Annotated in this window: 17 protein-coding genes; 8 read left to right on the forward strand and 9 right to left on the reverse strand. The window is 64.0% G+C overall.

From position 1 onward, the window contains the following. Nucleotide 1 precedes the first annotated feature (1 nt). From BMY68_RS05700 to gloB, 5 genes are all read right to left on the reverse strand, one after another. Nucleotides 2-1,075: a microcin C ABC transporter permease YejB gene (locus BMY68_RS05700; protein WP_007920957.1), complete on the reverse strand. Its 1,074-nt coding sequence runs from the start codon at nucleotides 1,073-1,075 to the stop codon at nucleotides 2-4. A gap of 1 nt (nucleotide 1,076) precedes the next feature. Further along, nucleotides 1,077-2,930 (reverse strand): extracellular solute-binding protein, encoded by a 1,854-nt coding sequence (locus BMY68_RS05705; protein WP_085531096.1) that lies wholly within the window; start codon nucleotides 2,928-2,930, stop codon nucleotides 1,077-1,079. Continuing rightward, nucleotides 2,927-4,756 (reverse strand): extracellular solute-binding protein, encoded by a 1,830-nt coding sequence (locus BMY68_RS05710; protein WP_085531095.1) that lies wholly within the window; start codon nucleotides 4,754-4,756, stop codon nucleotides 2,927-2,929. The genes BMY68_RS05705 and BMY68_RS05710 overlap by 4 nt, the downstream gene beginning before the upstream one ends. 355 nt (nucleotides 4,757-5,111) lie before the next feature. Next, entirely contained in the window at nucleotides 5,112-6,566 is a 1,455-nt protein-coding gene (locus BMY68_RS05715; RefSeq protein ID WP_085531093.1) for a transglycosylase SLT domain-containing protein, read from the reverse strand. A 99-nt stretch (nucleotides 6,567-6,665) separates the two neighbouring features. Continuing rightward, nucleotides 6,666-7,433, reverse strand: coding sequence for a hydroxyacylglutathione hydrolase (gene gloB, locus BMY68_RS05720; RefSeq protein ID WP_053260919.1), 768 nt, complete (start codon nucleotides 7,431-7,433; stop codon nucleotides 6,666-6,668). 65 nt (nucleotides 7,434-7,498) lie between these two features. Between gloB and BMY68_RS05725 the strand changes: the two genes are divergently transcribed. Beyond that, nucleotides 7,499-8,263 (forward strand): class I SAM-dependent methyltransferase, encoded by a 765-nt coding sequence (locus tag BMY68_RS05725; RefSeq protein WP_009043593.1) that lies wholly within the window; start codon nucleotides 7,499-7,501, stop codon nucleotides 8,261-8,263. A gap of 83 nt (nucleotides 8,264-8,346) precedes the next feature. Then, nucleotides 8,347-8,799 carry a ribonuclease HI gene (gene rnhA / locus BMY68_RS05730; protein WP_007920943.1) on the forward strand — a complete coding sequence of 151 codons (453 nt, stop codon included), beginning with the start codon at nucleotides 8,347-8,349 and terminating at the stop codon, nucleotides 8,797-8,799. Between the two features lie 16 nt (nucleotides 8,800-8,815). Here rnhA and BMY68_RS05735 read toward each other — a convergent pair whose 3' ends face one another. Beyond that, nucleotides 8,816-9,766 (reverse strand): glycerophosphodiester phosphodiesterase family protein, encoded by a 951-nt coding sequence (locus BMY68_RS05735; RefSeq protein ID WP_085531091.1) that lies wholly within the window; start codon nucleotides 9,764-9,766, stop codon nucleotides 8,816-8,818. Nucleotides 9,767-9,910: 144 nt separating this feature from the next. Then, entirely contained in the window at nucleotides 9,911-10,234 is a 324-nt protein-coding gene (locus BMY68_RS05740; RefSeq protein WP_062825696.1) for a DUF2388 domain-containing protein, read from the reverse strand. Between the two features lie 195 nt (nucleotides 10,235-10,429). Here BMY68_RS05740 and dnaQ point away from each other — a divergent pair, with 195 nt between their 5' ends. The 3 genes from dnaQ to BMY68_RS05755 all read left to right on the forward strand — a co-directional run bounded on the left by dnaQ (nucleotide 10,430) and on the right by BMY68_RS05755 (nucleotide 14,168). Beyond that, nucleotides 10,430-11,188 carry a DNA polymerase III subunit epsilon gene (gene dnaQ, locus BMY68_RS05745; protein WP_085531089.1) on the forward strand — a complete coding sequence of 253 codons (759 nt, stop codon included), beginning with the start codon at nucleotides 10,430-10,432 and terminating at the stop codon, nucleotides 11,186-11,188. Between the two features lie 119 nt (nucleotides 11,189-11,307). Next, entirely contained in the window at nucleotides 11,308-13,563 is a 2,256-nt protein-coding gene (locus tag BMY68_RS05750; protein ID WP_085531087.1) for an Orn/Lys/Arg family decarboxylase, read from the forward strand. 14 nt (nucleotides 13,564-13,577) lie between these two features. Continuing rightward, nucleotides 13,578-14,168, forward strand: coding sequence for a GNAT family N-acetyltransferase (locus BMY68_RS05755; protein WP_062825699.1), 591 nt, complete (start codon nucleotides 13,578-13,580; stop codon nucleotides 14,166-14,168). Here the strand turns inward: BMY68_RS05755 and BMY68_RS05760 are convergent. Together BMY68_RS05760 and BMY68_RS05765 are read right to left on the reverse strand one after the other, a co-directional pair. Next, nucleotides 14,165-15,058, reverse strand: a complete 894-nt coding sequence (locus tag BMY68_RS05760) for a LysR substrate-binding domain-containing protein (RefSeq protein WP_085531085.1) — start codon at nucleotides 15,056-15,058, stop codon at nucleotides 14,165-14,167. The genes BMY68_RS05755 and BMY68_RS05760 overlap by 4 nt on opposite strands. An 86-nt stretch (nucleotides 15,059-15,144) precedes the next feature. Then, a complete protein-coding gene (locus tag BMY68_RS05765; RefSeq protein ID WP_025809195.1) occupies nucleotides 15,145-15,381 on the reverse strand; it encodes a hypothetical protein in 237 nt (78 codons plus the stop codon). A 216-nt stretch (nucleotides 15,382-15,597) separates the two neighbouring features. Here BMY68_RS05765 and BMY68_RS05770 point away from each other — a divergent pair, with 216 nt between their 5' ends. From BMY68_RS05770 to BMY68_RS05780, 3 genes are all read left to right on the forward strand, one after another. Continuing rightward, nucleotides 15,598-16,155, forward strand: coding sequence for an NADPH-dependent FMN reductase (locus tag BMY68_RS05770; RefSeq protein WP_062825701.1), 558 nt, complete (start codon nucleotides 15,598-15,600; stop codon nucleotides 16,153-16,155). Nucleotides 16,156-16,286: 131 nt separating this feature from the next. After that, entirely contained in the window at nucleotides 16,287-16,634 is a 348-nt protein-coding gene (locus tag BMY68_RS05775; RefSeq protein ID WP_009043602.1) for a metalloregulator ArsR/SmtB family transcription factor, read from the forward strand. A 40-nt stretch (nucleotides 16,635-16,674) separates the two neighbouring features. After that, entirely contained in the window at nucleotides 16,675-17,961 is a 1,287-nt protein-coding gene (locus BMY68_RS05780; protein ID WP_009043603.1) for an arsenic transporter, read from the forward strand. Nucleotides 17,962-18,040 lie beyond the last annotated feature (79 nt).

An 18,040-nucleotide genomic window follows, 5' to 3' on the forward strand; every position in this document is an offset into this window, starting at 1 on the left:
CTCAATGCTCCCGGCTTTCGAAGTCGATGCGTGGGTCGACCAGGGTGTAGGTCAGGTCGCCGATCAGTTTCACCACCAGCCCCAGCAGGGTGAAGATGAACAGGGTGCCGAACACCACCGGGTAATCGCGGTTGATCGCCGCCTCGAAGCTCATCAGGCCCAGGCCGTCGAGGGAGAAGATCACCTCCACCAGCAAGGATCCGGTAAAGAAGATGCCGATGAAGGCCGAGGGGAAACCGGCGATCACCAGCAGCATGGCGTTGCGGAACACATGGCCGTACAGCACGCGGCGCCTGGTCAGGCCCTTGGCCCGGGCGGTGACCACGTACTGCTTGTTGATCTCGTCGAGGAAGCTGTTCTTGGTCAGCAGGGTCATGGTGGCGAAGTTGCCGATCACCAGGGCGGTCACTGGCAGCGCCAGGTGCCAGAAGTAGTCGAGGATCTTGCCGCCCCAGCTCAGCTGGTCGAAGTTGTTCGAGGTCAGGCCGCGCAGCGGGAACCAGTCGAAATAACTGCCGCCGGCGAACATCACGATCAGCAGGATGGCGAACAGGAACGCCGGGATCGCGTAGCCGACGATGATCGCCGAGCTGGTCCAGACGTCGAAGTGGCTGCCGTGGCGGGTGGCCTTGGCGATCCCCAGGGGGATCGACACCAGGTACATGATCAGGGTGCTCCACAGCCCCAGGGAGATCGACACCGGGAGCTTTTCGCGGATCAGGTCGACCACCTTGGCGTCGCGAAAGAAGCTGTCGCCGAAATCCAGGGTGGCGTAGTTCTTGATCATGATCCACAGGCGTTCCGGCGCCGACTTGTCGAAGCCGTACATCTTCTCGATTTCCTTGACCAGGGCCGGGTCCAGGCCCTGGGCCCCGCGGTAGCTGGACCCGGCCACCGAGACTTCGGCGCCGCCGCCGGCGATCCGGCTGGTGGCGCCTTCGAAACCCTCGAGCTTGGCGATCATCTGTTCCACCGGGCCGCCGGGCGCGGCCTGGATGATCACGAAGTTGATCAGCAGGATGCCGAACAGCGTGGGGATGATCAGCAGCAGTCGCCGCAGAATGTAGGCCAGCATCTTATTGCTCCACGCCGTCGGGGGCGGCCTGCGAGTGGGTGTCCAGGGTCACGGCGGGCTTGGCGTCGGGCTTGATCCACCAGGTCTGGATGCCGACGTCGTACTTGGGCGGGACGCTCGGGTGGCCTATGTGATCCCAATAGGCGACGCGCCAGGTCTTGATGTGCCAGTTGGGAATCACGTAGTAGCCCCATTGCAGCACCCGGTCGAGGGCGCGGGCATGGGCCACCAGGCTCTTGCGCGAGTCGGCATTGATCAGGTCTTCCACCAGGGCGTCGATGGTCGGGTCCTTGAGGCCGATGAAGTTGCGGCTGCCGGGGTTGTCGGCGCTGGAGGACTTCCAGTATTCGCGCTGCTCGTTGCCCGGCGAACTCGATTGCGGGAAGCCGCCGACCACCATGTCGAAGTCCCGCGAGCGCAGGCGGTTGATGTACTGGGAAACGTCGACCCGGCGGATCACCAGGTCGATCCCCAGGTCCGCGAGGTTGCGCTTGAACGGCAGCAGCACGCGCTCGAACTCGGTCTGCGCCAGCAGAAACTCGATTACCACCGGCTTGCCCTGGGCGTCGACCATCTTGTCGTCGACGATGCGCCAGCCGGCTTCCTGCAGCAGCTGGTAGGCCTGGCGCTGCTGGGTGCGGATCATGCCGCTGCCATCGCACACCGAGGGCTGGAAGGCTTCAGTGAAAACCTGGTCGGGGATCTTGCCGCGCAGCGGTTCGAGGATCTGCAACTCGTCGGCGTCGGGCAGGCCGGTGGCGGCCATTTCCGAGTTCTCGAAGTAGCTGCGGGTGCGGGTGTAGGCGCCATTGAACAGTTGCTTGTTGGTCCACTCGAAGTCCAGCAGCAGGCTCAGGGCCTTGCGCACCCGCACATCCTGGAACAGCGGACGGCGAATGTTGTAGACGAAGCCCTGCATGCCGGTGGGGTTGCCGTTGGGGATCTGCTCCTTGATCAGCCGGCCTTCGGTCACGGCCGGGATGTTGTAGGCGTTGGCCCAGTTTTTCGCGCTGGTTTCCAGCCAGTAGTCGAACTGGCCGGCCTTGAGGGCTTCCAGGGCCACGGTGTTGTCGCGGAAATAGTCGGTGGCCATGACGTCGAAGTTGAACTGGCCGCGGTTGATCGGCAGGTCCTTGCCCCAGTAATCCTTGACCCGCTCATAGCGCACCGAGCGCCCGGCCTTGACCTCGACCACCTTGTACGGGCCGCTGCCGAGGGGGATTTCCAGGTTGCCCTTGGAAAAGTCGCGGTGTTCCCACCAGTGCTTGGGCAGTATCGACAGCTGCCCGAGGATCAGCGGCAGCTCGCGGTTGTTCTTGTGCTTGAACTTGAACAGCACCTTGAGCGGGTCTTCGGCGATCACGTCCTCGACATCGGCGTAGTAGCCGCGGTACATCGGCGCGCCGGCCTGCATCAGGGTCTGGAAGCTGAACACCACGTCTTCGGCGCGGATCGGCTGGCCGTCGTGGAAGCGCGCCTCGGGGCGCAGGTAGAAACGCACCCAGCTGTTGTCCGGGGCTTTCTCGATCTGCCCGGCGATCAGGCCGTATTCGGTGAAGGGTTCGTCCAGGCTCTGGCGCATCAGGGTGTCGTAGATCAGGCCGATATTGTCCGCCGGCACGCCTTTGTTGATGAACGGGTTGAGGCTGTCGAAGCCGCCGAAGCCGGACTCGCGGAAGGTGCCGCCCTTGGGCGCGTCCGGGTTGACGTAGGCGAAGTGCTTGAAGTTCGCCGGGTACTTCGGCGGTTCGTTGTACAGGGTCAGGGCGTGTTGCGGGGCGGCCTGGGCGAGGCAGGCGATCCCCGCCAGCAGCACGCCGCCGGCCCACGGGAGCAGGGCACGCAGGGGCATCATTGGGCTTTCTCCAGAGACTTCAGCCACCAGGCGCTCAGGCCCAGTTGGTAGGGCGGCGTGGTGACGAAGGCGAACCGGTTGCGGTACGCCAGGCGATGATAGTTGAGGTACCAGTTGGGGATGATGTAGTGCTGCCACAGCAGCACCCGATCCAGGGCCCGACCGGCGGCCAGTTGCTCGTCGCGGCTCTGCGCGGCGAGCAGGTGTTCCAGCAGGTGATCGACGATGGGATTGTCGATGCCCGCATAGTTCTTGCTGCCCTTGACCCCGACCTGGCTGGAGTGGAAGTACTGCCATTGCTCCAGGCCCGGGCTCAGGGTCTGGTTCAGGGTCATGAGGATCATGTCGAAATCGAACTGGTCCAGGCGCTGCTTGTACTGCGCCCGGTCCACGGTGCGCAGGCGCGCGTCGATGCCGATGCTGGCCAGGTTTTCGACGTAGGGCTGGAGGATCCGTTCCAGGTTCGGGTTGACCAACAGCAGCTCGAAGCGCAGCGGTTGCCCGTTGCTGTCGAGCAAGCGCTGGCCGTTGAGCTTCCAGCCGGCTTCGGCGAGCAGGCCCAGGGCCCGGCGCAGGGTCGCCCGCGGGATGCCGCGGCCGTCGGTCTGCGGCAGGCTGAAGGGCTGGGTGAACAGGCTGGCGGGCAACTGCTCGCGGTAGGGCGAGAGCAGCAGCCATTCATGGCCGACCGGCAGGCCCGTGGCGGAGAACTCGCTGTTGGGGTAGTAGCTGGTCGCGCGCTTGTAGGCGCCGCTGAACAGGGTGCGGTTGGTCCACTCGAAATCGAACATCAGGCCCAGGGCTTCGCGCACCTTGCGCTCGGCGAAGATCGCCCGGCGGCTGTTCATGAACAGGCCCTGGGTCTGGGTCGGGATCTGGTGCGCCACCTGGGCCTTGATGATGTCGCCGCGATTGACCGCGGGGAAGTTGTAGCCGTTGGCCCAGTTCTTTGCCTGGTGTTCGATGTAGATGTCGAACTCGCCGGCCTTGAAGGCTTCGAAGGCGACGTCGCTGTCGCGGTAGAACTCCACCGCGACCTTGTTGAAATTGTTGAAGCCGCGATTGACCGGCAGGTCCTTGCCCCAATAGTCCTTGACCCGCTCGAACAGCAGCGAGCGCCCCGGTTGCACCCGGGTGATGCGGTAGGGGCCGCTGCCCAGCGGCGGCTCGAAGGTGGTGGCCTTGAAATCGCGGTCTTTCCAGTAGTGCTGTGGCAGCACCGGCAACTCGCCCAGGCGCAGGATCAGCAACGGGTTGCCGGAGCGCTTGAAGACAAAGCGGATGCGCTGCGGGCCGAGGATGTCCACCCGCTGCACTTCCTGCAGGTTGGTGCGGTATTGCGGGTGGCCTTCCTTGAGCAGCAGCCGATAGGAAAACGCCACATCGTAGGCGGTGATCGGCTGGCCATCGTGGAAGCGCGCCTCGGGGCGCAGGTTGAACACCACCCAGCTGCGGTCTTCGCTGTATTCGACGGAACGGGCGATCAGGCCGTAGCTGGAAGTCGGCTCGTCGCCGGACGGCGCGTACTGGCCGGTGCCGACCATCAGCGGCTCGTTCAGCTCGTTGACCCCGTATTGCAGGAAGTTGGGCGTGGAAACCGGGCTGCTGCCCTTGAAGGTGTAGGGGTTGAGGGTGTCGAAGGTGCCAAACGCCATGACCCGCAAGGTCCCGCCTTTGGGCGCGGCGGGGTTGACCCAGTCGTAATGGGTGAATTTGGCGGGGTACTTGAGCGTGCCGAACTGCGCGTAACCATGACTTTCAGTGATCGTTGCGCTTGCGGGAAAGCTCAAGGCCAGACTGATTAGGGACAGGAGGAGGGGACGCATCAAGTCAGAGATCCGATCCAGGCGGCTTGGGCTTTGTGCTCCGTACAGTAACAGCTTGTATCGACAGGAAAAAGGCCGCCCCGGGATGGCCACGACATTTGCTTGTCGCCGCTGGATACAGCGCAATCTGTAGCCGCTGCCGAAGGCTGCGATCGACCGGTACGGTCGTGGGGATCGTCCTGGCGCAGGAGGGCCTGCGGCCCTATCGCAGCCTGCGGCAGCGGCTACACCGGAAGAGTCGTCGGATACATCGCGATTTCAAGGCAGTCTTGTAGCCGCTGCCGAAGGCTGCGAACGACCGGCACGGTCGCGGCGATCGTCCTGGCGCAGGAGGGCCTGCGCCAGGAGCTACAGATCAGTGAGGCAGGTAGACGGTCAGCATCTGGCCTGGCTTGAGGGCCTGGCCGGCGCGGGGATTCCAGCGCTTGAGGTGCTGCATCTCGACGTTGAAGCGCTTGGCCACCATGTACAGCGAATCGCCTTGCTTGACCTTGTACTGGGTCGACTTCTTGTCGGCGCGGGCGACCAGGGTCTTCTTGCCGGAAGCCTTGGCGCTGGTCTTGCTGCTGGCCTTGGCCCGGGTGTCCTGCATGACCAGGGTCTGGCCGATCTTGAGCTGCTTGCCGCTGAGCTTGTTCCAGCGTTGCAGGTCCTTGACGTCGACCTTGTTGGCCTTGGCGATCTGCGACAGGTTATCGCCACGCTTGACCCGATAGTTGCGCTTGGCCTGGGCCATTTCGCGACTGTCGGCACCCTCGAACACCGGCTTGAACGAACGCTGGCTGATCAGCTCTTCGGGTTTCATGGTCGACAGGCTGGCGCTCAGCAGTTGCGCCTTGGACGTCGGCACCAGCAGGTGCTGGGGACCGTCGATGGTGGTGCGCTGCTTGAAGGCCGGGTTGAGCTGGAACAGCTCGTCTTCGTCGATATTGGCCACCGCAGCGACCTTGGACAGGTCCATGCGCTGGTTGATCTCGACGACCTGGAAGTAGGGTTCGTTGGCGATCGGGTTCAGGTTCACGCCATAGGCTTCCGGCGCCAGCACCACCTGGGACAGGGCCAGCAGCTTGGGCACGTAGGCCTGGGTTTCCGACGGCAGCGGCAGGTTCCAGTAGTCGGTGGGCAGGCCGAGTTTCTCGTTGCGCTCGATGGCCCGGCTGACCGTGCCTTCGCCGGCGTTGTAGGCCGCCAGGGCCAGCAGCCAGTCGCCGTTGAACATGTCGTGCAGGCGGGTCAGGTAATCCATGGCCGCAGTGGTCGAGGCGGTAATGTCGCGACGGCCATCGTAGAAGCGGGTCTGGCGCAGGTTGAAGGAACGCCCGGTGGACGGGATGAACTGCCAGAGGCCTACCGCATCGGCCCGGGAATAGGCCATTGGGTTGTAGGCGCTCTCGATCACTGGCAGCAGGGCCAGCTCCAGCGGCATGTTGCGTTCTTCAAGGCGTTCGACGATGTAATGGATATAGAGGCTGCCGCGTTCGCTGGCATTCTCGAGAAACGAGGGGTTGCTGGCGAACCACAGGCGCTGCTGTTCGATGCGCGGGTTGACGCCGATGCCTTCCTGCAACTGGAAACCTTCGCGCATGCGCGCCCAGACGTCCTGGGGCAATTGCGGGCTGGGTTTTTCATTCAGCCAGATGGGTTTCTGCTTGATGCGGGCGTTGAAATTCTGGGTGTGCGAAGCGTCGGTTTGCGGGACGTGGCTCGTGCTTTGGCAGCCCGCCAGGGTGGCGGACACAGCCACCGCGATGGCTTGAGCCAACCGCGTCAATGCGTCTGAATTGATGGATTTACGAATAGATGACGACATTGGCTGGAAGTAAGTTCCGGGCAAAAATGTCGGGCGATTCTAGAAAGCGCACCCGGTGCGGTCAACCATTCAGAATTTTCGTACCAACCCGCAACCTGCTTAGAACTTATCTTTCCAAGCCCGCAAGGCAGCAAAAACCGCACTCTGAGCCCGGTTATCGAGGCCATTCCGTTCGTCCGCTTTTTGTTTAACGGATGTTTCACCGGTACGCAGGAAAGGATTGGTGAGCTTTTCCAGGGCCAGGGTGGAGGGCAGGGTCATGCGGCCGTTCTCCCGCAGTTCGCTGACTTTGCGCAGGCGCTCGGCGATGTCCGGGTTATCCGGCTCCACCGCCTGGGCAAAACGCAGGTTGCTCAAGGTGTATTCGTGAGTGCAGTACACCAGGGTGTCCGCGGGCAACGCGGCCAGGCGGCTCAGCGAATGGTGCATCTGCTCCGGCGTGCCCTCGAACAGGCGCCCGCAGCCGGCGGCGAACAGGGTGTCGCCGCAAAACAGCAGGCCGTGATGGTAGTAGGCAATATGTCCCAGGGTATGCCCGGGCACCGCGTAGATGTCGAAGTCCCAGCCAAGGATGCTGGCCCGGTCGTTGTCGTTCAGGGCCACGTCGCGCCCCGGGATGTTTTCGTTGGCCGGGCCCCAGACCTTGGCGCCGCTGGCTTTTTTCAGCTGTTCGACACCGCCGACATGGTCGTGGTGGTGATGGGTCACCAGGATATCGCTCAGCACCCAGCCCGGATGTTCGGCGAGCCAGGCCTGCACCGGTGCGGCGTCACCCGGGTCGACCACTGCGCAACGCTGATGGCTGTGGTCCTGTAACAACCAGATGTAGTTATCGGTGAACGCGGGCAGGGCACTGATCTGTATCATCGTTGGAGTCGCCAAGCGGAAAACATTGGCGCATCTTAGAACTTCTTGGCGGGTTGGAGAATGCAATGACCGATAAAGCGTTCGCTCAGGCCGATCCTGACTGGCTGGCCCTGATCAGTGCTGCCCGTGAGTGGCTGTCCGGGCCACTGGGGCAATTTCTGCTGGATGAAGAACGGCGCATGCTCGACGACGAGCTGGGGCGCTTCTTCGGCGGCTACCTGGTGCATTACGGCCCGTCGGCGCAAACCCCGCCGGCGGCGCCCCAGGTGCAGCGCAATGTCCGCCTGGGCGCGCCGCTGCCCGGCGTCGAGATCGTCTGCGAGGAGCAGGCCTGGCCCCTCAGCGAGCACGCCGCCGATGTGGTGGTACTGCAGCACGGCCTGGATTTCTGCCTGTCGCCCCACGGCCTGCTGCGCGAAGCCGCCAGCGCCGTGCGACCGGGCGGGCACCTGTTGATCGTCGGTATCAATCCCTGGAGCAGCTGGGGCCTGCGGCATGTGTTCGCCCATGACGCTTTGCGCAAGGCGCGCTGCATTTCCCCGTCGCGGGTCGCCGACTGGTTGAACCTGCTGGGCTTCGCGCTGGAGAAACGCCGCTTCGGGTGCTATCGTCCGCCGCTTGCTTCGGCGGCCTGGCAGGCTCGGTTGGCCGGCTGGGAGCGCAAGGCCGGGGACTGGCAACTGTCCGGCGGCGGCTTCTACCTGCTGGTGGCGCGCAAGATAGTGGTCGGCCTGCGCCCGGTGCGCCAGGTACGCCGCGAGCCGATGGGCAAGCTGGTGCCGCTGCCGATGGCCAAGGTCAACCGCCGGCACAGCGAACCCCCTCTTTAATTCAGCCGGGCCGAACCTGCCCGGCTTGGGCGTTGTCGATCGACGATCGGCAAGCCACAGGTATTTTCGATTGGAAGTCTGGCATGAGCGATAGCGTAGAAATCTTCACCGACGGCGCCTGCAAGGGCAATCCTGGCCCGGGGGGCTGGGGCGCACTGCTGGTGTTCAAGGGCGTGGAGAAGGAACTCTGGGGCGGCGAGGCCAACACCACCAACAACCGCATGGAGCTGATGGCGGCGATCCGCGGCCTGGAAGAACTCAAGCGCGAGTGCCAGGTGGTGCTGGTCACCGACTCGCAGTACGTGATGAAGGGCATCAACGAGTGGATGGCCAACTGGAAAAAGCGCGGCTGGAAAACCGCGGCCAAGGAACCGGTAAAAAACGCCGACCTGTGGCAGCAGCTCGATGAGCAGGTCAACCGCCACCAGGTCACCTGGAAATGGGTACGCGGCCATACCGGCCACCATGGCAACGAACGGGCCGACCAACTGGCCAACCGCGGCGTTGACGAAGTGCGCGGTTACAAGCAGGCCTGATGCTTTGAGCCTGTAGTCAGTTGCAACGCAGCGGCCGTTCGAGCCGCTGCTTCACTTCCCGCATCGCGCGGGGCGAATCCACCAGCACCGCGTCCATCTTCAGGCAGGCGGCCGCCTGGTAATCCTCGGCCGTATTGATCCCGATCGCCAGCATCCGCACCTTGCCCCGGGACTGGAAGCAGTCCACCGCGGCGGGCGTCCACAGCCGGGCATCGACTTTGGAGCGGGCCTCGCCCAGGGTGAAGGCCTCGACCAACTGCACCGGGCGCCGGTACTCGAAGGCCACCCAACTGTCTGGCGCCGGCGGTGCCGTGCAGCTGTGGGCCAGGGCGACGCTGGCCAGTCGATCCCGGGTGTCGTCCCGGGACTCGAATAGCCGCGCTTGCGGATAGTGCGCGAACGCCTGCTGGTAGCTGGCATCGGTGGAGTAGATCAGCACCCGGTTCCAGGCATGCAGTTGCTCCAGCACCTGGGCGACCGCCTTGGCCTGGGGAGCGGCGGGCAGGGCCTTCATGTCGAGAATGACCGACACCGAGCCGGGGATCGCCGCCAGCGCCTGCTGCAATGAGGGGATGGTCGCCGCCTGGGAGCGATAGGGAAAGGTCACCTGGCCATCGTCCGCGGTCTGCTTGAAGTTCCAGCCAGCATTCAGTGTTTGCAACTGCGCCAGGGTTTTCTCGCTGACCGCGCCGGACGCCGGGGTATTGGCGCTCAGGTCCGCTGGTCGATACAGCACCGGTACGCCGTCGCGGCTCAGTTGCACCGTCAGCCAGAGCATGTCGACGCCGTTGCGCAGGGCGTTGTCGATGGCCAGCAGGGTGTTCTCGGGAAAGTCCGCTGCGCCGGCGCGATGGGCGACGATCAGCGGCCTTGGCCCGGCGTCGCTGTCGGTTGCCGGAAGAGAAGAACAGCCACTGATGAAGGCCGCGGCCAGCAGCAGTGGGAGCATCTGTCGAGTCTCGAGCATGGGAGGGCGGTTTCCTGGAAATGAGCGCAAGGCCGGGTGCCAGCCCCCGCCCGCTTGAATGTGCCGTACGGTAGCGCAAGGGCCTTGCTCAGTTAAAGAAACGCGTAATGCACGGGCTGAATTAGTGGCGCGGTTCCGTGACGGTCAAAGGGTGAGGATGGCGCTGGCCAGTTGCAGGTCGGAGTACCCTGGGTTGCCGAGCGTCTGGCGAATGTGCCGCATGGCCGCTTCCAGCTGGGCGCCGCGGATCTCGCCGGCGCTGGCGACAAAGGCCGCGGCATCGGTCCGGGCGGCGAGCACGAGTTTGTCGTCCTTGAACGAGCTGGTGGCTTTCGAACTGCCTTCGGTGGTGCTCAAGGCCAGGCTCATGGTGATGTCGGTGCTGATTACCAGGCTGGTGGCCTGGCCGACGTCGGCGAACAGGCAGGCGCAGAGCAGCAAGGTCAGGCGGGTTTTGCAGGGGGTCATAACAGGGCGAGGTCCGCTGAAAATAGGGGCGGGCACCCTAACAAGCCGCCACGCGGCGAACTGCATGAGCTTTGCGAATGATTGTTAAAAACTGCGCACGCCGGGACCAGGCGAATCCGCCATGCGTGCCATGCCGCGAGAGCGTGCTAAAATCCCGCGCCTTGAAAGACTTCCACCGTTGAGAACTGACCCCTGATGGCCAACAGATCTGTTGTACTCGATACCGAAACCACCGGCATGCCGGTGACCGACGGCCACCGGATCATTGAAATCGGTTGCGTCGAGTTGATCGGACGGCGCCTGACCGGTCGGCATTTCCACGTCTACCTGCAGCCGGATCGCGAGAGCGACGAGGGCGCGATTGGCGTCCACGGCATCACCAACGAGTTCCTGGTGGGCAAGCCGCGCTTCGCCGAAGTCGCCGACGAGTTCTTCGAGTTCATCCAGGGCGCGCAGCTGATCATCCACAACGCGGCGTTCGACGTTGGCTTCATCAACAACGAATTCGCCCTGATGGGCCGGCACGACCGCGCCGACATCACCCAGCACTGCACCATCCTCGACACCCTGTTGATGGCCCGGGAACGCCACCCCGGCCAGCGCAACAGCCTCGATGCCTTGTGCAAGCGCTATGACGTCGACAACTCCGGCCGTGAACTGCACGGCGCCTTGCTCGACTCGGAGATTCTCGCCGACGTCTACCTGACCATGACCGGCGGCCAGACCAGCCTGTCCCTGGCCGGCAACGCCTCGGACGGCAACGGCAGCGAAGGCTCGGGCAACCGCGCCAGCGAAATCCGCCGGCTGTCGGCGGATCGCCAGCGCGGGCGGATCATTCGCGCCAGCGAAGCCGAACTGGCCGAGCACCAGGTGCGTCTCGAGATCATCGCCAAATCCGCCGGTGCCCCGGCGCTCTGGACCCAACTGGCCGAAGCCAAGGCCCAGCAGCAGTAGTTGTTCGTGGGCGACCTTTTGTTACAGGAGGTCGTTGACGGGGTTACGCGCCGGCCCCCGAGCTTCTACCCTGAGGTGATTGGCGGACCCTTGTCCGCCGCCTCAGGATGCCTGGTGCCATGTACAAAGACCTGAAATTCCCCGTCCTTATCGTGCATCGCGACATCAAGGCCGACACTGTCGCCGGCGACCGGGTGCGGGGGATCGCCAGGGAACTGGAGCAGGAAGGCTTCAGCATCTTTTCCGCGGTGGACTACGCCGAAGGGCGCCTGGTGGCCTCGACCCATCACGGCTTGGCCTGCATGCTGATCGCCGCCGAAGGCGCCGGGGAAAACACCCACTTGCTGCAGAACATGGTGGAGCTGATCCGCCTGGCCCGGGTGCGCGCGCCGAACCTGCCGATCTTCGCCCTGGGCGAGCAGGTGACCCTGGAAAACGCCCCGGCCGACGCCATGAGCGAGCTCAATCAGCTGCGCGGCATTCTTTACCTGTTCGAAGACACCGTGCCATTCCTGGCGCGCCAGGTGGCGCGGGCGGCGCGCAATTACCTCGATGGCCTGTTGCCGCCATTTTTCAAGGCGCTGGTGCAACATACGGCCGACTCCAACTATTCCTGGCACACCCCGGGGCACGGCGGTGGCGTGGCCTATCGCAAAAGCCCGGTGGGGCAGGCGTTCCACCAGTTCTTCGGTGAGAACACCCTGCGTTCGGACCTGTCGGTGTCGGTCCCGGAGCTGGGTTCGCTGCTCGATCACACCGGGCCCCTGGCGGAAGCCGAGGCGCGGGCGGCGCGCAATTTCGGCGCCGACCACACCTTCTTCGTGATCAACGGCACCTCGACCGCCAACAAGATCGTCTGGCACTCCATGGTCGGTCGCGATGACCTGGTGCTGGTGGATCGCAACTGCCACAAGTCGGTGCTGCACTCGATCATCATGACCGGTGCCATCCCGCTGTTCCTCTGCCCGGAGCGCAACGAACTGGGGATCATCGGCCCGATCCCCCTGAGCGAATTCAGCCGCGAGTCGATCCAGACCAAGATCGACGCCAACCCGCTGACCCAGGGGCGGCCGCCCAAGGTCAAGCTGGCGGTGGTCACCAACTCGACCTACGACGGCCTTTGCTACAACGCCGAGCTGATCAAGCAGAGCCTGGGCAACAGCGTCGAGGTGCTGCACTTCGACGAGGCCTGGTACGCCTATGCGGCCTTCCATGAATTCTTCGAGGGGCGTTACGGCATGGGCACCTCGCGCAGCGCCGACAGCCCGCTGGTGTTCACCACCCATTCCACCCACAAGCTGCTGGCGGCCTTCAGCCAGGCCTCGATGATCCATGTGCAGGACGGCGGCGCCCGGCAGCTGGATCGCGACCGCTTCAACGAAGCCTTCATGATGCACATCTCCACCTCGCCGCAATACAGCATCATCGCCTCGCTGGACGTGGCCTCGGCGATGATGGAGGGGCCGGCGGGGCGCTCGCTGTTGCAGGAAATGTTCGACGAGGCCCTGAGCTTCCGCCGGGCCCTGGCCAACCTGCGCCAGCACATCGCCGCGGACGACTGGTGGTTTTCCATCTGGCAGCCAGAGCGGGTGGAAGGCATCGACCGGGTCAGCACCGCGGACTGGCTGCTGGAGCCGGAAGGCGAGTGGCACGGGTTCGCCGGGGTGACCGACGACTATGTGCTGCTGGACCCGATCAAGGTCACCCTGGTGATGCCCGGGCTTACCGCCGGCGGTGCCCTGAGCGAGCGCGGGATCCCGGCGGCGGTGGTCAGCAAGTTTCTCTGGGAGCGCGGGCTGGTGGTGGAAAAGACCGGCCTGTATTCGTTCCTGGTGCTGTTTTCCATGGGTATCACCAAAGGCAAGTGGAGCACCCTGCTGACCGAGTTGCTGGAGTTCAAGCGCAACTACGACGCCAACGTCAGCCTCGCCGCCTGCCTGCCGAGCATCGCCCAGCAGGACATGGCGCGCTACCAGGGCATGGGCCTGCGCGACCTGTGCGATCAGTTGCATGCCTGCTACCGCAGCAATGCCACGGCCAAGCACCTCAAGCGCATGTACACCGTGCTGCCGGAGGTGGCGATGAAGCCCGCCGACGCCTACGATCAGTTGGTGCGGGGCGAGGTCGAGGCGGTGTCCATCGATGCCCTCGCCGGGCGGGTGGCGGCGGTGATGCTGGTGCCATACCCGCCGGGTATTCCCCTGATCATGCCGGGCGAGCGCTTCACCGAGTCGACCCGCTCGATCATCGATTACCTGGCTTTCGCCCGTACGTTCGATAGCAGCTTTCCCGGCTTTGTCGCGGATGTGCATGGATTGCAGCATGAAGACGAAGGCAATGGGCGGCAGTACACCGTCGATTGCATCAAGGTTTGAGGACGTTTCCCGCTATGCAGCCAATGATCAATCCCAAGTACCCCGGCCTGTCGGTGCGCGTCGCCGACGATGGTTTCGCCGCGTATGTCTGGGGCAGCGATTTCAGCTTCGAAGTCAGCGCCTATGCCCAGGCACAGAGCGGGCAGGTGGTGGCCAAGTGGCCGTTGCACCCCATCACCCCGTACCGCAAGTGCTACGGCATCGACCCCGAAGAGTTCAGCAGCTATCGCGATGCCGCGGACAGCGCGGTGTTCATGGCCTACCTGGACGACGAACCGGTTGGCCATGTGGTGGTCAGCACCAACTGGAACGGTTACGCCCATATCGACGAGCTGGCGGTGCATGCGCCGGCGCGGCGCCACGGGGTGGCCAAGGCCCTGCTGGATGTGGCGCAGTTCTGGAGCCGCAAGAAAAAACTGCCGGGCATCATGCTCGAGACCCAGAACAACAACCTGGGGGCCTGCCGCTTGTATGAGCGCTGCGGTTATGTGGTCGGTGGCATCGATCACCTGCGTTACCGCGGGATCGATCCGACCACGGCCGAGGTGGCGATTTTCTGGTATCGGCTGTTCAACGACGAGCTGGCACGGCAAGCCGGGACCTAGCCGGCCAGCATCCCTTCAGCCTTTTCCGTGAGGGTTTCCAGCAGCGCTTCCAGGGTGGGCGAGGATGGACTGCCGCCGCGGGTCAGCGCATAGAGGGTGACCGGGATCGGCGGCGACAGCGGGCAGACGTCCAGCCCGCCTTCGCGCGCACCCAGGGCGGTGAAGGGGTCGACAATCGCCAGGCCTTCGCCGGCCTCGACCATGCTGCGCATCATCTGGTGGGTCTGTACCCGGGTGTGGATCGTCGGGCTCGGGCGCAGGTTCTGCAGCTTGCTGTCGAGGGTCACGCTCAGCGGGTCCTGGCCTTCGAGGCCGACCATGGCCTGGCCCGCCAGGTCCTGCAGGGAAATGTACTTCTGCTTCGGTTGCAGCCAGCCGTGGGGCGCCAGCAATTGCAGCTTGCCCTGGGCCAGGGCCACGCACTGGATATCGGGGTGGTCGGGGTGGTGCAGGCTCAGGCCCAGGTCGCCTTCGCGCAGCAGCAGGCTCTTGATCATATCGCGGGTGCCCTGGCTGGCGAGGTGGCACGGGGTGTCGGGAAAGCGCCGGCGCAGGGCGGCGATGCTCTGCGGCAACAATTGCTGGGCCAGGGGCGGGGTGCCGATGATGCGCAAGGGCGGTGCCTGGTATTGCTTCAGGCTGTCGGCCAGGCGTTGCACGGGTTCGAAGGCGTCATACAGGGTGGCGATCGCCGGCTGTAGCTCGCGGGCCTCGCGGGTGGCTTGCAGGCGTCCGCGAACACTGGCGAAGAGCATGAAACCCGATTGGTTTTCGGCGTCGCGCAGGATCGTTTCCACCTCGGCCACCGGCAATTGCAGCAGCTCGGCGGCCGTGCCCAGGTGTCCGGTTTGCAGGAGCGCCTGAATCACTTCGATATGACGTAAACGCATGCTTGAAGTCCATGTCCAGCCGGTGGGGGATTCACACTGAATCCTAACCCATGTCCGCGCCTATGACTTCTGCTCATAACGGTACGTTATGAAGGAAGGATGGTCTCGGGTTCGCGAATGAGGGTGATGCCCGATTGCACGAGGAGGAACTGGTTGTCGTCCATTTTGTTGACGCGATCGCCAATGGCCAGGCGATAGGTGGTGACGGGCTCCGAGCCGGCGATACCCTCTGGCGAGGGGGTGGATTCCTGGAACTCATGCACCGAATAGACACGGCCTTCCGCGTCCCTTGCATGAAATTGTCCGACGAGTACTGCTGCCATCTTTAGAGCCTCTGGAGATAAAACACTCAATTTGCGGTCCTGTAGACCGTGCTTGGGCGAACTAAGTTTAGCGGCGGAAAAAAAATAGTCCGCGGCCCTGATTGCAGCTGGCGTGAAGCCTGGAAAAGCCCACGGAACTTCCTTCGACGGGTGGCTGTGGGCAGGGTGGATCATCTATAACTACCAGCCTCCTCAACCAGAAGTCGGGAATTCGCTATGAGCAACGTCTACACGATTGCAGTACTGGTGGGCAGCCTGAGAAAGGCCTCGATCAACCGGAAAGTGGCGCTGGCCCTCGCGGAACTGGCGCCGGCCAACCTGCGGCTGAATATTGTCGAGATCGGCGACCTGCCGCTCTACAACGAAGACATCGATGTGGATCCACCGGCAGCCTACAGGACTTTCCGTGAACAGGTGAGAGCAGCCGACGCCGTGCTGTTCGTCACTCCGGAATACAACCGCTCGGTTCCCGCACCGATGAAAAACGCCATCGACGTGGGGTCGCGCCCCTACGGCAAGAGCGCCTGGAGCGGCAAGCCAGGGGCAGTGATCAGCGCCTCCCCGGGCGCTATCGGCGGTTTTGGCGCCAACCATCACCTGCGCCAGTCCCTGGTGTTCCTCAATGTGCCATGCATGCAGCAGCCGGAAGCCTACCTGGGCGGCGCGGGCTCGGCCTTCGACGAGGCGGGCAAGCTGTCCGAGTCGGTCAAGCCGTTCCTGCAGAACTTCATCAACGCCTATGCCCAGTGGGTCGAACAGCACAAAAAGCCCTGATCCTGGCACCGCGGGAGTCGGCCAGCCGGCTCCCGTGGGTAATGGAATATTCCACTCGCCACGGTAAAAGCGCTTTACCGCATATCTGAATATTCATATATTCGCCGCTCCAAATGCCTGGAGTGGCCCTGGTGTCCGACTCTCTCAACCCCGCCGAGCTGTTCAAGGCGCTTGCCGACGAAACCCGCAGCCGTATCGCCTTGCTCGTGACCCGCGAAGGCGAATTGTGTGTCTGCGAGCTGACCGCCGCCCTGGGCCAGAGCCAGCCGAAGATCTCCCGGCACCTGGCGCTGTTGCGCAGCTGCGGCCTGCTGGCCGACCGCCGCCAGGGGCAGTGGATCTACTACCGGCTGCACCCGCAATTGTCACCCTGGGTGAGCACCCTGCTGCAGGACACGCTGGAGGCCAACAGCCCCTGGCTGCAGGAGGACCTGCAACGCCTGCAGACCATGATCGATCGCCCCGTGCGCTGCTGCTGAATTCCCCCTTTACCTCACTTTCTGTTCAAGGCTGCCTGGCATGCTGACTGCTTCATTGATTTTCCTGCTGACCATTACCCTGGTGATCTGGCAACCCAAGGGCCTCGGCGTGGGCTGGAGCGCGGTGCTCGGTGCGGTGCTGGCGCTGCTGTTTGGGGTGGTGCAACTGACGGATATCCCGGTGGTCTGGCAGATCATCTGGAACGCCACCGGCACCTTCGTCGCCTTGATCATCATCAGCCTGCTGCTCGACGAGGCCGGGTTTTTCGCTTGGGCCGCCTTGCATGTGGCGCGCTGGGGGCAGGGCAGCGGACGCAAGCTGTTTGCCTTCATGGTGCTGCTGGGGGCGCTGGTGTCGGCGCTGTTCGCCAACGACGGGGCGGCGCTGATTCTCACGCCGATCGTGATTTCCATGCTGCTGGCGTTGCGTTTCTCCCGGGCGGCGACCCTGGCGTTCGTCATGGGCGCCGGGTTTATCGCCGATACCGCGAGCCTGCCGCTGGTGGTGTCGAACCTGGTGAACATCGTTTCCGCGGACTTCTTCAACATCGGCTTCAACCAGTACGCCGCGGTGATGCTGCCGGTGAACCTGGTCAGCGTGGCGGCGACCCTGGCGGTGTTGCTGTGGTTCTTCCGCCGCGACATTCCGCAGGCCTACGACCCCGAAGAGCTGGCACAGCCGGCCAGCGCGATCCACGACAAGGCCACCTTCGTTGCCGGCTGGTGGGTGCTGGTCATCCTGCTGCTGGGGTGTTTTGCCCTGGAGCCGCTGGGCATTCCCATCAGCGCGATTTCGGCGGTGTGCGCGGCCCTGCTGCTGGGCATCGCGGCCAGGGGCCACAAGATTTCCACGCGCAAGGTGCTCAAGGAAGCGCCGTGGCAGATCGTGATTTTCTCCCTCGGCATGTACCTGGTGGTGTATGGCTTGCGTAATGCCGGGCTGACCACGCACCTGGCCGGCTGGCTCGACCGCTTCGCCGACTACGGCATCTGGGGCGCGGCCATGGGCACCGGGCTGCTGACCGCGGTCTTGTCATCGATCATGAACAACCTGCCGACGGTGCTGATCGGCGCGCTGTCCATCGACGCCAGCCAGGCCAGCGGCCTGGTCAAGGACGCGATGATCTACGCCAACGTGATCGGCAGCGACCTGGGGCCGAAGATCACCCCGATCGGCAGCCTGGCCACCTTGCTCTGGCTGCACGTGCTGGAGCGCAAGAACATTCATATCGGCTGGGGCCGCTACTTCAAGGTTGGCATCGTGCTGACCCTGCCGGTGCTGCTGGTGACCCTGGCGGCGCTGGCCGTGCGCTTGTCGGTGATGTGAGGGTCCACCGCGCACCCTGTAGGAGCCAGCTTGCTGGCGATGCAGGCACCGTGGTGTGTCAGGTATGACGCTATCGCGA

This window comes from Pseudomonas sp. NFACC41-3, assembly GCF_900109505.1.
GTDB classification, from domain to species: domain Bacteria; phylum Pseudomonadota; class Gammaproteobacteria; order Pseudomonadales; family Pseudomonadaceae; genus Aquipseudomonas; species Aquipseudomonas chlororaphis.

What these genes read in the sequence shown, in the direction of transcription:
- BMY68_RS05700 (WP_007920957.1), bottom strand. Translation starts at nt 1,075, where the DNA reads ATGCTGGCCTACATTCTGCGGCGACTGCTGCTGATCATCCCCACGCTG.
- BMY68_RS05705 (WP_085531096.1), bottom strand. Translation starts at nt 2,930, where the DNA reads ATGATGCCCCTGCGTGCCCTGCTCCCGTGGGCCGGCGGCGTGCTGCTG.
- BMY68_RS05710 (WP_085531095.1), bottom strand. Translation starts at nt 4,756, where the DNA reads ATGCGTCCCCTCCTCCTGTCCCTAATCAGTCTGGCCTTGAGCTTTCCC.
- BMY68_RS05715 (WP_085531093.1), bottom strand. Translation starts at nt 6,566, where the DNA reads ATGTCGTCATCTATTCGTAAATCCATCAATTCAGACGCATTGACGCGG.
- gloB (WP_053260919.1), bottom strand. Translation starts at nt 7,433, where the DNA reads ATGATACAGATCAGTGCCCTGCCCGCGTTCACCGATAACTACATCTGG.
- BMY68_RS05725 (WP_009043593.1), top strand. Translation starts at nt 7,499, where the DNA reads ATGACCGATAAAGCGTTCGCTCAGGCCGATCCTGACTGGCTGGCCCTG.
- rnhA (WP_007920943.1), top strand. Translation starts at nt 8,347, where the DNA reads ATGAGCGATAGCGTAGAAATCTTCACCGACGGCGCCTGCAAGGGCAAT.
- BMY68_RS05735 (WP_085531091.1), bottom strand. Translation starts at nt 9,766, where the DNA reads ATGCTCGAGACTCGACAGATGCTCCCACTGCTGCTGGCCGCGGCCTTC.
- BMY68_RS05740 (WP_062825696.1), bottom strand. Translation starts at nt 10,234, where the DNA reads ATGACCCCCTGCAAAACCCGCCTGACCTTGCTGCTCTGCGCCTGCCTG.
- dnaQ (WP_085531089.1), top strand. Translation starts at nt 10,430, where the DNA reads ATGGCCAACAGATCTGTTGTACTCGATACCGAAACCACCGGCATGCCG.
- BMY68_RS05750 (WP_085531087.1), top strand. Translation starts at nt 11,308, where the DNA reads ATGTACAAAGACCTGAAATTCCCCGTCCTTATCGTGCATCGCGACATC.
- BMY68_RS05755 (WP_062825699.1), top strand. Translation starts at nt 13,578, where the DNA reads ATGCAGCCAATGATCAATCCCAAGTACCCCGGCCTGTCGGTGCGCGTC.
- BMY68_RS05760 (WP_085531085.1), bottom strand. Translation starts at nt 15,058, where the DNA reads ATGCGTTTACGTCATATCGAAGTGATTCAGGCGCTCCTGCAAACCGGA.
- BMY68_RS05765 (WP_025809195.1), bottom strand. Translation starts at nt 15,381, where the DNA reads ATGGCAGCAGTACTCGTCGGACAATTTCATGCAAGGGACGCGGAAGGC.
- BMY68_RS05770 (WP_062825701.1), top strand. Translation starts at nt 15,598, where the DNA reads ATGAGCAACGTCTACACGATTGCAGTACTGGTGGGCAGCCTGAGAAAG.
- BMY68_RS05780 (WP_009043603.1), top strand. Translation starts at nt 16,675, where the DNA reads ATGCTGACTGCTTCATTGATTTTCCTGCTGACCATTACCCTGGTGATC.